Genomic DNA, 12,608 nt, shown 5'->3' with positions numbered 1-12,608 from the left:
GCCGTGCCGTGACAGGCTGGTCCCGGACAAACCGCCGCGCGAAGGAGTGACCGTGAGCCAGGCAGACACCACGTTCGACGTCGCCGTGATCGGACTGGGCCCGGGCGGTGAATACCTCGCGGGCGAGCTCGCGACCCGTGGACTGCGCGTGCTCGCCCTCGACGAACGCCTGGTCGGCGGCGAATGTCCCTACTACGGCTGCATTCCGTCCAAGATGATGCTCCGAGCCGCCGACTCACTCTCCGAGGCCCGGCGCACCGCGCAACTGGCCGGGTCGGTCGGCACCGTGGAGCCGGACTGGTCGATCGTGGCGCGCCGCATCCGTGACGAGGCGACGGACGACTGGGACGACCAGGTGGCCGTCGACCGGCTCACCGGGAAGGGCGCGACGGTCGTCAAGGCGCACGGCCGGATCGAGGGGCCGGGCAGAGTGTCCGCAGGAGGCACCACCTACGACATCGAGCGCGCGATCGTGCTCAACACCGGCACAGCGCCGGCCGTGCCGCCGATCGACGGACTCGCCGACGTCGCGTTCTGGACCAACCGTGACTTCATGCGTCTCGAGGAGCTGCCGGCGTCGCTCATCGTGCTCGGTGGAGGTGCCATCGGCTGCGAAATGGCTCAAGTCGCAGCACGTTTCGGCGTGCAGACGACCATCGTGGAGGGTTCACCGCGCCTCAGCGGGCGGGACGAGCCAGAGGTGTCCGACCAGCTCGCGCAGGTCTTCGCCGAGGACGGCATCGACGTGAAGCTCGGGGCGGCGGTCCAGTCGGTCCGTGGTGACGACGAGTCGGTCACGGTGACTCTCGACGACGGCACCGAGGTCACCGCCGAGCGCATCCTGGTGGCCACCGGGCGGAGTCTCAACATCAGGGACGTCGGCCTGGACTCGGTCGGAGTGACCGCCGACCGATCGGTCCCGGTGGACGACCGCTGCCGGGTCACCGACGGCGTGTGGGCCATCGGTGACATCACCGGACACGGACAGTTCACCCACGTGTCGATGTACGAGGCGGCGATCGCTCTGCGCGACATCGCCGGCGAGGACGGACCACCGGCCGACTATCGCGCACTCCCCCACGTCACCTTCACCGAGCCGGAGATCGCCGGTGTCGGTATGACGGAGGCCGACGCGCGAAAAGCGTTGTCACGCGTGGCAGTCGGGTCGACCCCGGTGCCGGAGACGACCCGCGGCTGGATCGACGAGTTCGCCAACCAGGGCTTCATCAAGGTCGTGGCGGATGCCGAACGCGGCGTGCTGGTCGGCGCGACCGTCATGGGGCCGCACGCCGGCGAGGTGATCGGCTGGCTCGCCGTCGCCGTGCACGGCGAGGTGCCGATCGACAAGCTGCGCTCGATGATCTACGCCTACCCGACGATCCACCGCGGCATCGAGGTCGCCCTCGCCGGCATCACCGAGGACCGAGAAGCCTGAGAGGTCTGACTGGACTGACCGGGCTCAGCCGGCGCAGACACCTGAGTCGGGCGAGCACTTGGCGGTCTCCGTGCGCAGCACCTCGCGCTGCACGGGACGTGCCTCGTCATACTTCGCGGTGCCCTTCGCCGTCGCGGCGACGAAGATCGACCGCCGGTCGGCGGTGCACGTCGCCCGCTCCGCGAGTCCGTCCCGCTCGAGACGGGTCACCAGCCGCGACAGCGCCGACTGCGACAGGTGCACGTGATCGGCAAGGTCAGCCATCCGGACGCTGCATTCGTCGGCGGTCGCCAGCTGCTCCAACACGTCGAATTCGCTTGAGCTGATGCCACATTCGCCCTGCAAGGCACGATCGAGCGCGCAGGTCAGTCGCGCATAGTCCCGCATCAGCCGATGCCAGTGGGCGGCCAATTCGTCATCCGTGCGGGCACTACTCATGCGCGCGAACATATCACATGCATGCGCATAAAATCTACCTGCAAATTATGTAGACACATCTAATGCATGTGCATACGCTCGGTGCTCGTGACCACGACACTCACTCCATCCACCACGTCACCCTCACCCACCGTCACCTCGGACACCGGCTGGTCCAGCCGCACCTGGCTCCTGCTCGTCGTGCTGTGCGGCGCGCTCTTCCTGGACGGCCTCGACATCTCGATGGTCGGCGTCGCCCTCCCCTCGATCAAAACCGCTCTGGGCATGGACCCGTCGAGCCTGCAGTGGATCGTCTCGGCGTACGTGCTCGGCTACGGCGGTCTGCTCCTGCTCGGCGGCCGTGCCTCGGACCTGCTCGGCCGCCGCCGCGTGTTCCTCGCCGCAGTGCTCGTCTTCGGCGTCGCGTCCGTGATCAGCGCCGTCATCAGCATCGAACAGCTGCTGATCGCAATGCGATTCGTGAAGGGCATCGCCGCCGCCTTCACCGTCCCCGCGGGTCTGTCGATCATCACCACGACCTTCGCCGAGGGGCGTGCGCGCAACAAGGCGTTCTCGATCTACACCGTCTGTGGCGCGTCCGGCTTCTCCCTCGGACTGGTCTTCGGCGGCCTGCTCACCGAGCTGTCCTGGCGCGCGACGCTGCTCTTCCCCGGTCCGATCGCGCTGGCACTCTTCGCCGTCGGCTGGCGGGTGCTGCCGCGCGTCGCCGCCGAACGTCGTTTCCGGATGGCCGAATTCGACGTCTTCGGTGCCGTCGCGTCGACGTTGTCGGTGCTGATCCTCGTCTACACCGTCGTGCGCGCACCCGAGACCGGATGGGCCTCCGGGCAGACCCTCGGCCTGTTCGCGGCATCGGCGATCCTCGCGGCCACGTTCGTCGCGGTCGAGCTGAAGCACCCGCACCCGCTGGTGCGTCTCGGCATCCTGCGCTCGCTGCGCCTGGTGCACGCCAACATCTCCGGATTTGTGATGTTCGGTGGCTACGCGGCGTTCCAGTTCCTGGTGACCCTCTACGTGCAGGACTCGCTCGGCTGGAGCCCGATCGGGATGGCGATGGCCTTCCTGCCCGCCGGCGTTCTCGTCGTCGCATCCGCGACCAAGATCGACCGGTTGCTCGACCGGGTGAACACCACCGCGCTCGTCGGAGCCGGGCTGGCGGCATTCCTCGCGGCATACGCCCTGTTCCTGCGAGTGCAGCCCGGAATGAGCTACTGGAACTTCCTCTTCCCGACCATCATCCTGCTCGGCGTCGGCTTCGCGCTCACCTTCCCGGCGATCAACTCGCAAGCCACCGAAGGTGTCGACAGCGACGAACAAGGCCTGGCATCAGGCCTGCTCAACACGTTCGTGCAGGTCGGCGGCGCGGTGATGATGGCCGTCGTCACCGCGATCACGGCGGGCGGCAGCGGCACGATCCGGCCTGGCGCCCTGCTGCCCGGCATGACGACCGCGGTGGTCGTCATCCTCGGGCTGACGATCGCCGGATTCGCCCTCACCGTCTGGGTGCTCGGCGCCACCCGCAACCGGCGCGGGACCCGCACCCCGCAGGAGGCTGCACTGCCGCGATAATGACGGCCGAGATGACCAAGACCGAGCCGGAGCCGACCGCAACGCCAGCGGCGCGGCCCGCCATACCCCGAGAGGTATGGGTCATGGTCTGCGCGAGCTTCGTGATCGCGCTCGGCTACGGGGTGGTGGCGCCGGCGTTACCGGAGTTCGCGCGGAGCTTCGACGTCGGCGTCACCGCCGCGTCCGCAGTGGTCTCGGCCTTCGCGGTGATGCGGCTGGTGTTCGCACCAACCAGCGGGCGACTGGTCCGCACGCTCGGCGAGCAGCCTGTCTATCTGCTCGGCCTGCTCATCGTCGCGCTGTCGACCCTGGCCGCCGCGTTCTCCCAAAACTATTGGCAGCTCATCGTTTTCCGCGGGGTCGGCGGCATCGGTTCGGTGATGTTCACCGTCTCCGCGATGGGGCTGATCATCCGCATCGCTCCCCCGGCGATTCGCGGCCGGGTGTCCGGCCTCTACTCCTCCAGCTTCGTGCTGGGCAGCATCAGCGGGCCGCTGCTCGGTGGTGCACTCGTCGGCTTCGGGCTGCGGGTGCCGTTCGTGGTCTACGCCGTCGCACTGCTGATCGCGATCGCCGTGGTCCGCTGGCAGCTGCGCGGCAGCCCACTCGCCGCGATCGACACGTCGCCGACGGTGGCCGCGATGCCGATGCGCGCGGCACTCGCGATCGGCGCCTACCGCTCGGCCGTGCTCACCGCGATGATCTTCGGCTGGGTCTACGCGATGCGCGTGTCGCTCGTGCCGCTCTACTTTGCCATCGTGCTGCGCCAGGAGCCGGGCGTCGCCGGGCTCGCTCTCGCCACTTACGCGTGCGGCGACGTGCTGGCGATGTTCCCCTCCGGACGGCTCTCCGACCGCATCGGCCGTCGTCCGCTGATCGTCCTCGGTATGACGGTGCTCGCCGCCGCCACCGCCGCCCTCGCGCTGACCGAGTCGGTGCCGCTCGCGTTCGCGTTCACCCTGGTCGCGGGCGTCGGCACCGGCATGGTGAGCCCCGCACAGCAAGCAGCGCTGGCCGACATCATGTACGGCCACGGACGCGGCGGCCCGGTGCTGGTCACCTTCCAGATGTGTCAGGACGTGGGCACGGTGATCGGACCCGTCATCGGCGGCTTCCTCGCCCAACAATGGGGATTCCCAGTCGCATTCGGTGCCACGGCGGCACTCGCGGCGTGCGCTGCTGTGGCCTGGCTGGTGGTTCGCGACACCAAGGCGGCGGCGCTGTGAATCTCGTCCGCAAGCTGCGCATCGACGGTTTCGTCCTCGCCATTCTCGCGACGGTCGCGATCGCCAGCGTGCTGCCCGCCGGTGCGGGCTTCGCTCCCACGCTCGACACGATCGTCACCGCGGCGATCGCTCTGCTCTTCTTCCTGTATGGCGCGCGGATGCATCCACGTGAGGCACTGGACGGGCTGAAGCACTGGCGCCTGCACACCCTGATCCTCGCGTTCACGTTCGTGCTCTTCCCGCTGGTCGGCATCGCGCTCCGCGTGCTCGAGCCGAGCCTGCTGTCCGCCGATCTCTACACCGGGGTGCTCTACTTGACGCTGGTGCCGTCGACCGTGCAGTCCTCGATCGCGTTCACCTCGATGGCACGCGGCAACGTCGCCGGCGCGATCGTCAGCGCCTCGGCGTCCAACCTGCTCGGCGTGCTGCTCACTCCCCTGCTCGTCATCGCGATGGCCTCACTGCACCTGCTCGGCACCGGTGGCAGCATCCAGATCAGCGCGCGTGCGATCGTCGACATCTGCGCGCAGTTGCTGGTGCCGTTCCTCGTCGGACAGCTGGCCCGTCCGCTGATCGGCGCCTGGGTCGAGAAGCACAGCGGCTCGTTGAAGTACGTCGACCGGGGCTCGATCGTCCTGGTCGTCTATGCGGCCTTCAGCGAGGGCGTGCGGGAAGGGATCTGGCACGCGGTGAGTGCGTGGCAGATCGGCTTCCTGGTGTTGTTGTCGGTGCTGCTCGTGGTGGTGATGCTCTGGCTGACCGGGCAGTGCGCCGACCGTCTCGGCTTCGACTGTGGTAACCGCATCGCCGTGCAGTTCTGCGGCACCAAGAAGAGCCTGGCGAGCGGATTGCCCATGGCTGCAGTCCTGTTCGCCGGCCAACCGGTCAGCATCATCGTGCTGCCGCTGATGGTCTTCCACCAGGTGCAGCTGATGATCTGCTCGTGGCTGGCGGCTCGATACGGCTCGCAGCCCGCCTCGGAACGATCGACTACGCCTCTGCCGACCGCTCGATAGCGGCTGCGCGCTGCTGGATCGCGCGGATCCGGGCGACATCCAGTTTCGGCGAGCGATCGAAGAAATAGACGCCGTTCTGCTCCTGGAACACGTCGGTGAGCTGGGTGTAGCAGTACCCGAACATCAGTGGGTCGTCGAGCAACACGTCGACCAGGCCCTGGAAGCGCTGATAGACCTCCTCCTCCGACTCGACGGCCTGACCGTAGCCCCAGGATTCGTCGCCCTCCTCCGCCGCGGGGTTCCACCAGATGCCACCGAACTCGCTGCAGAAATACGGCTGCCCGGCATACGGCACTGACCAGGCCTCGCCCTCGTTGACGTACGGTCGGCCCTCGGCGAGAGGCGCCATGAGTTCGCCGAAGCGCGCTGGCTCCTGCTCGTAGAGGTGTGAGTCGTAGATATCCGTCTCGGGGACCCGGTGCGCATAGCCCGAAGCGTCCAGCACCGGGCGCGTCCGGTCGGCCAGCTTGGTCGCCAGGAACATCCCTCGCGTCACGTCGTCCAGCGCAGTGATCCGGTCGTGGCGTAGCTGATAGGTCTCGTTCAACGGACACCAGCCGATGATGCTGGGGTGGCTGTAGTCCCGCTCCAGCGCTTCCAGCCATTGGGTGATGTATGACGCGTCCGGTCGCTGGTTATCGAGGTCGGCCGGGCCAGGCTCACGGCAGCCCCAGTCGCCGAATTCGCCCCAGACCAGGTAACCGAGCCGATCGGCGTGGAACAGGAATCGTTCCTCGAAGATCTTCTGATGCAGGCGAGCTCCGTTGAAACCAGCGGCCATCGACAGCTCGATGTCCTCGACCAATGCCGCGTCGGAGGGTGCGGTCATCAGCCCGTCTGGGTAGTAGCCCTGGTCGAGCACCAGCCGTTGAAATACCGGACTGCCGTTCAGCAGCACCGCCGGCCCGTCGATCACCACAGATCGCAGACCGGCATACGAGTGCACCTCATCCACCACTGCGCCGCCCGCGTCGTGCAACCTCAACCGCAGGTCGTAGAGGTGCGGATCCTCGGGCGACCAGAGGCGGCGACCCTCTTCCGGGATGCTCAGGGTCGCGGCCGCGGTGAAGTCGCTTGTAGCCGAGATTGATTCCTGGGCGATCAGGCGGTCGCCGTCATACACCTCAGCATGAATGCGCAGCCCGGAGCGATCGCCACGCATCGGGAGCTCGACCCGAAAGCACGAGGCGCCGACATCAGGCGTGACGCGAGGCCGTTCGAACCGGCGTGCGGGCACCGGTTCCAGCCACACCGTCTGCCAGATCCCGGTTGTCCGGCCGTAGAGGGCGCCCCAGCCGCTGTAGTCACGGCTCTGCTTGCCGCGGGCCTGCGGGCCCCGGTGACCATCTCGACAGCGAATGGTGAGTTTGCCTGGCGCGTCGATGAATTGACCAGCATCTCCCAACCGGACACTGAACGAAGTGAACCCGCCACGATGTCGTCCGATCTCCTCGCCGTCGACCCACACCGTGGTGTCGTAGTCGGCCGCGCCGAGATGCAACAGCAGTTCCTGCCCACGCCAATCCTCCGGCACCCGGATCGATCTGCGATACCAGACAGCCTCGAGAAAGTCGGTGCGACCAATACCCGACAAGGCGGACTCAGGCGCGAAGGGCACGGTGATGACGTCACTGAGCTCTGTGTGCAGCAGCCCACGTTCGAGGCCGCTGTCGCCCTGGTCGACCTCAAATCCCCACTCACCGTTGAGATTCAGCCACTTCGCCCGACGAAAGGACGGACGCGGATACTCCGGCCGCGGGATTGCCGCCGAGGGTGAGACGGTCATGCTGGGCTGCCTTTCGCCAAGGGATGCTTCTGCGATTGCGCACCGACCGTGCTGGCCCGTGCCTCGACTTCGTGCGGTATCACGATGTGCTCGCGCGAGGACGCGCCCGACTCGAGCTGCGCGATCAAGAGATCGAGGGCGGCGGTCGCGACAGCTTCCCGCGAGACATGCACCGATGACAGGGCGGGCACGGCGAACCGTGCATCCCGCAGGTTGTCCCAGCCGAGCACCGCGACGTCATCGGGGACCCGCACGCCGAGCTCGTGCAGTGCATAGAGCACACCGAAGGCGAGCTCGTCGTTGTAACAGAAGATCGCGTCGGGTCGATGCGGCCCGGACATCAGCCGCCTGGCGGCCGCGGCACCCTCCGCGCGTTCGTAGCCGCTCGGAGCGACGACCCAGCCCCGGCGCACCCGAAGGCCGCTGTCCCGCATCGCTGCGCGGTAGCCCTTCGTGCGCAACGCGCCGGTCTCGCCTCCAGGACCGCGCTGATCGCCCACTACCGCAATCTGCTTGCGCCCCAATGAGATCAGATAGTTGGTCGCGTCACGCGCGGCTGCGATGTTGTCTGTACCCACCCACGCCAGGTCGAAGCCCGCACCATGCTCGCCGAGCACAACCAAAGGTGTCGATGAATGACGCTTGAGGTCGTCGGCGCTCACACTGAGTGGGCTGACGATGGCACCGTCCCAGAGCTGATCGCGCGTCGCCAGATCGAGCGGCGACAGCTCGCCGCTCCGGCGCCCGTCGGTCTGATCGATGACCAAGGTCCGATCGCGTTGCCGTGCGGCGGTGACGACGGCGTCGGCCAGTTCGGCGAAGTAATGCTCGCCGAGGCGTGGGATGAGCAGCCCGACAATGCCAGTCCGTCCGGTCCGGAGCCGTCGCGCAACAAGATTCGGGCGGTAGCCGAGTTCGTCGATTGCAGCCTGCACGGTCGCACGAGTCGCGGCCGACACTTGCGGAAAGTCGTTGACAACGTTGGAGACCGTGCGCACGGACACTCCGGCCCGGGTTGCCACATCACGCAGTGTCGCTGTCACGCGGTGAAAGTATCAGAAACGCTTGCAACGTTGCATGCAACGATGCAAGGATCCGGATCAGCGCACGAGGAGGTGCCATGCCCGAAGGTTCGGAAGATCGGTCGATTGCTGCATCCGTCAGCCGGCGGGCCGTGCTCGGAGCAGGAGCGGGCTCGGTCGCCGCTCTCCTTGCCGGGTGCGGATCTCCAGTAGCCACGGGGCTCTTCGGAGCAGCGCCTCCGACGCACAACCTCACCTACTGGAACCTCTTCACCGGCGGCGACGGCGACAACATGGTGAAGATGGAGACGGCGTATCGCCGGGCACATCGAGACGTCCAGGTCGACGCAACCGTGCTCACGTGGGGCACGCCCTACTACACGAAACTCTCCTTGGCGACGTCCGGCGGCGCGCCACCCGACGTTGCCGTCGTTCACCTCTCGCGGTTGGACACCCTCACCAAGGCCGGGTTACTCAGCGCAATGCCCACCGACGAGCTCTCCGCCGCGGGCCTGCCCAGCGACAAGTTCACGCCTGCGGCTCTGCGGAAGGCGACCATCGACGGTGCGGTGCACGCCGTGCCACTCGACACTCACCCGTTCGTGATGTTCTACAACGTCGAGGTATGCCGCAAGGCCGGATTGCTCGATGCATCAGGCAAACTCAAGCCGCTCAACGGGCCGCAGGAACTCACTGCGGCCCTCAGGGCGGCGCAGCGCGTGACCGGGCAGTACGGCGGCGTCACGACCGTTACCAACGACCCATCCACCAACTGGCGCTTCTTCGCGACGTTCTACTACCAATTGGGCGGCACCGTGCTGGCCGACTCCGGCACTCGCATCACCCTTGACGACGACAAGGCTGTCAAGGCGCTGACCTTCATGCAGAGCCTTACCCGCAGCGGCCTGCTGCCGAAGTCCGTCGATGCCGGCGGCACGACGTCACTTTTCTCCACCGGGAAGGCCGGGTTCCTCTTCGACGGCGAATGGCAGATACCGACCTATCGCGACACCCCGGTGAAGTTCGACGTTGTCCCGGTCCCGCACGTCTTCGGCCCGAAACTCGTCGCCTTCGCCGACAGTCATGCGCTCGTCATACCGCGCAACAGCGCGATGAACCCAGAGCGTCGCGCAATCGCAATGGAGTTCATCAAGTCGCTGCTCGACTCGAGCGCGATCTGGGCGGAGGGGGGTCACATACCTGCCTGGCTTCCGGTCCGGGATTCCGCCGACTTCGAAAAGCTGCGCCCGCAGGCCAATTACGTGGCTGCGGCCACCGCGGCGGAGTACGACCCGCCGGGCTGGTACTCCGGCGCGGGTAGCCAGTTCGAGAACATCGTCGGCGCTGCCGTCGCGACCTCGCAGACCACTTCCCAGAGCCCCGCGGGTGCGGTCCGCGCGATGCGTTCCGGCCTGCAGCCGTACGCATCCGCCATACCGCCGGTGGGATAGGAGCCCGCAATGGCGACCACGATCATCGATGATGGAGTCAGCACTTCGGCTGCGACGGTCACGGGCCGTCGAGCCGGCCCGCGCGACGAGCACCGTGCCGGTTGGTTACTCAGCATTCCGTTCCTCGTCCTCTACCTGATCTTCCTCGTCGGCCCCGCCGTCTACGGCATCGTGATGAGCTTCTTCAACGCCACCACAGTGCGGCCGGGTCTCGGCAAGTCCGTCGGTTTCGACAATTACCGGTCGATCCTCACCAGTTCGGACTTCTGGTCGTCGATGGGCCATACGGTGTGGTTCACGGTCCTGACCACTCCGCCGCTGGTGATTCTCGCACTGGTGCTCGCGCTACTCGCCGAACGCGTCCACCGCGGAAAGGCATTGGTGCGGTTCATCTTCTTCGCGCCGTTCGTGCTGCCGGTGACCTCGGTGACGCTCATCTTCCTCTGGCTGTACGCACCCGAGATCGGTCTCATTCCACACTGGTTCGAGACGGTCGGGCTCACTCCACCCAATCTGTTGGGCGAGACGAAGTGGGCGTTCCTGTCGGTTGCGGCGCTCACCGTGTGGTGGACGATCGGCTTCAACTTCGTGCTCTTCCTCGCCGGACTGCAGGAGGTGCCACGCGACGTCTACGAGGCAGCAGCCATCGACGGCGCAAGCCCCTTGCGGACGCTCACCGGCATCGTGCTGCCGCTGCTGCGCCCGACCGTCGTGCTCGTCACGATGCTGCAGATCCTGGCGAGCATGCAGATCTTCAACCAGATGTACCTCATGACCGCGGGCGGCCCGGGCACCTCGACGCGACCGGTCATGGAGTTCATCTATGACACCGGCTTCTCCGATTACCGGGCCGGGTATGCCGCAGCCGCCACCATGGTCTACTTCGCGATCGTCCTCGTGGTTTCGGTGGTGTGGTTCCTGTTGCGTCGCCAGTCGAACAAGGAGGTCGGCGCGTGAGCACTGAGACGAATGCGCTGGACTACAACGGCCGTTCGCGGGTCTTCAAGATCTTCTCCGGACTCGTCCTCACGGTCTTCGCGGTGATTTGGGTGGTGCCGTTGCTCTTCGCGGTCGACACCTCGCTGAAGCCGGAGGGAGAGATCGCGGCGCACCCGACCAGTTGGTGGAGTGACCATTTCTCCTTCGACGCCTACCACAAGGTGATCGACGGCACCCCGATCCTCACCTGGTACATCAACAGCTTCATCATCGCCACTCTGACGGTCGTGCTCACCGTCGCCGTCAGCTCCATGATCGGCTTCGCCCTGGCCCAGACACGGTTCGCCGGCCGTGGCGGGGTGTTCGCGTTCGTGCTGGCCGGGCTGCTGATCCCCGGGCAGATCCTCGCCCTGCCGCTCTACCAGATCGTCCAGTCGATGCATTTGCTGAACACCTATTGGGCGATGGTGCTGCCGGCGGCAGCCGCGCCGATCGCAGTCTTCATCTTCGAGTCGTTCTTCTCTGGCCTGCCACGCGAACTGATCGAGGCGGCCCGCATCGACGGCGCGTCCTGGTTCGGCATCTACTGGCGAGTCTGCCTCCCGTTGTGCCGGCCGGCGATCTCCGCGGTGTCGATCTTCACCTTCGTTGCCAGTTGGAACAACTTCCTGTGGCCGCTTCTCGTGCTCAGCAACGTCAAACAGATGACGATCCCGGTCGGAATGTCAGCTGTGAGTAGCGGTTTCGGCATCCTCTACGCACAACTGATGGCCACCGCAGTGCTCGGTGCGCTCCCGCTCTTCGTAGTGTTTCTACTCTTTCAGCGGCACATCGTGCAGGGTGTGGCGCGCACGGGCATCAAGTGACGGCGACCGGCTTCGCCGCCGCGGCTCGCGGGTCGCGCCACCGCGCAGCCGCGAGCGAGATCAGGTAGATCGCGAAGCTGAGGAAGCTGATCATCACGCTCGCCTTCACGTCGGCGTCGATGAAGACCAGGCTCAGCAGGAAGCCCCGGTCCGCGGCGATCAGCGCGAAGACGATCGCGAGGGCGCTCACCACCAGCGGGTTGGCCGACCAGCGCCGGGCCGCCGCGGCGGGGGTGATCGTCAGGCTCAGCACCAGCAGCGTGCCGACGATCTGGGCCGCCTCGGTGACCGTCACCGCGAGCACGAGCAGGAACACCAGGCCGAGTGGGCCGACCGGCACGCCGCGCGCCGCGGCGACATCGGGGTCGACCGATGCGAAGAGCAACGGCCGGTAGATGAAGACCATCACGGCCACGACGATCACCGCGATCACCCCCAGCAGGGCGACGTCCTTGGTGCTCACCGAGACGATCGACCCGAAGAGGATGTTGGTCGCCGCCGACGCGAAGCCGTGGTAGAAGCTCAGCAGGAAGGCACCGAGCCCCAGCCCGAACGCGAGCAGCACACCGATCGCCGTATTGCGTTCGCTGCGTTGCCTGCCCAGCCACCAGATCGCCACTGCGACCACCACCGACCCGGTGAGTGCACCACCGACCGCGTCGCCGGCGATGAGCAGTCCGGCAACCGCGGTCGGGAAGGCCAGCTCCGCGGTGCCGTGCACGGCGAACGCCATGTCCCGCATCGCCACGAACGGCGCGATCAGTCCGCTCGTGATGGCGATCAGCGTCGCCGCGATCAGCGCGTGCTGGGCGAACGGGTATTGCAGGTAGGTCCACAGGTTGCTCATGCGGGGTCCTCGC

At 66.8% G+C, this 12,608-nt stretch carries 11 protein-coding genes; 7 read left to right on the top strand and 4 right to left on the bottom strand.

The genetic code is table 11. The features are described 5' to 3' along the window. The first annotated feature begins 52 nt into the window (after nt 1-52). The gene (locus HJ588_RS16875; RefSeq protein ID WP_171157780.1) at nt 53-1,435 is read left to right on the top strand and encodes an FAD-dependent oxidoreductase; all 1,383 of its coding nucleotides are present in this window, start codon (nt 53-55) and stop codon (nt 1,433-1,435) included. Between the two features lie 24 nt (nt 1,436-1,459). Here HJ588_RS16875 and HJ588_RS16870 read toward each other — a convergent pair whose 3' ends face one another. Next, nucleotides 1,460-1,873 carry a MarR family winged helix-turn-helix transcriptional regulator gene (locus tag HJ588_RS16870; RefSeq protein ID WP_171157778.1) on the bottom strand — a complete coding sequence of 138 codons (414 nt, stop codon included), beginning with the start codon at nt 1,871-1,873 and terminating at the stop codon, nt 1,460-1,462. Nucleotides 1,874-1,960: 87 nt separating this feature from the next. Between HJ588_RS16870 and HJ588_RS16865 the strand changes: the two genes are divergently transcribed. From HJ588_RS16865 to HJ588_RS16855, 3 genes are read left to right on the top strand one after another with little or no spacing between them, the layout of a single operon-like run. Then, entirely contained in the window at nt 1,961-3,442 is a 1,482-nt protein-coding gene (locus HJ588_RS16865; protein WP_212756119.1) for an MFS transporter, read from the top strand. An 11-nt stretch (nt 3,443-3,453) separates the two neighbouring features. Continuing rightward, on the top strand, nt 3,454-4,668 hold the full coding sequence (locus HJ588_RS16860; protein WP_171157773.1) for an MFS transporter: 1,215 nt from the start codon (nt 3,454-3,456) through the stop codon (nt 4,666-4,668). Further along, entirely contained in the window at nt 4,665-5,684 is a 1,020-nt protein-coding gene (locus HJ588_RS16855) for a bile acid:sodium symporter family protein (protein ID WP_343036770.1), read from the top strand. Before HJ588_RS16860 ends, HJ588_RS16855 begins: the two co-directional genes overlap by 4 nt. On the opposite strand, the gene HJ588_RS16850 is transcribed toward HJ588_RS16855, so the two are convergent. Next, nucleotides 5,659-7,470: a glycoside hydrolase family 2 protein gene (locus HJ588_RS16850; protein ID WP_171157769.1), complete on the bottom strand. Its 1,812-nt coding sequence runs from the start codon at nt 7,468-7,470 to the stop codon at nt 5,659-5,661. The two genes, HJ588_RS16855 and HJ588_RS16850, sit on opposite strands and share 26 nt — an antisense overlap. Then, nucleotides 7,467-8,513 (bottom strand): substrate-binding domain-containing protein, encoded by a 1,047-nt coding sequence (locus tag HJ588_RS16845; protein ID WP_171157767.1) that lies wholly within the window; start codon nt 8,511-8,513, stop codon nt 7,467-7,469. Before HJ588_RS16845 ends, HJ588_RS16850 begins: the two co-directional genes overlap by 4 nt. Before the next feature lie 77 nt (nt 8,514-8,590). Between HJ588_RS16845 and HJ588_RS16840 the strand changes: the two genes are divergently transcribed. Genes HJ588_RS16840 through HJ588_RS16830 form a run of 3 tightly spaced genes read left to right on the top strand, consistent with a single transcriptional unit; the run spans nt 8,591 to nt 11,748 of the window. Beyond that, nucleotides 8,591-9,943: an extracellular solute-binding protein gene (locus HJ588_RS16840; protein ID WP_171157765.1), complete on the top strand. Its 1,353-nt coding sequence runs from the start codon at nt 8,591-8,593 to the stop codon at nt 9,941-9,943. 9 nt (nt 9,944-9,952) lie between these two features. Beyond that, nucleotides 9,953-10,900, top strand: a complete 948-nt coding sequence (locus HJ588_RS16835; RefSeq protein ID WP_171157763.1) for a carbohydrate ABC transporter permease — start codon at nt 9,953-9,955, stop codon at nt 10,898-10,900. Then, entirely contained in the window at nt 10,897-11,748 is an 852-nt protein-coding gene (locus HJ588_RS16830; RefSeq protein ID WP_212756118.1) for an ABC transporter permease subunit, read from the top strand. The genes HJ588_RS16835 and HJ588_RS16830 overlap by 4 nt, the downstream gene beginning before the upstream one ends. Here HJ588_RS16830 and HJ588_RS16825 read toward each other — a convergent pair. Further along, the gene (locus HJ588_RS16825; RefSeq protein WP_171157761.1) at nt 11,741-12,595 is read right to left on the bottom strand and encodes a metal ABC transporter permease; all 855 of its coding nucleotides are present in this window, start codon (nt 12,593-12,595) and stop codon (nt 11,741-11,743) included. The genes HJ588_RS16830 and HJ588_RS16825 overlap by 8 nt on opposite strands. Nucleotides 12,596-12,608: the final 13 nt, after the last annotated feature.

Source organism: Flexivirga aerilata (assembly GCF_013002715.1).
GTDB classification, from domain to species: Bacteria; Actinomycetota; Actinomycetes; order Actinomycetales; family Dermatophilaceae; genus Flexivirga; species Flexivirga aerilata.
This window is presented reverse-complemented; position numbering and strand designations above follow the sequence as displayed.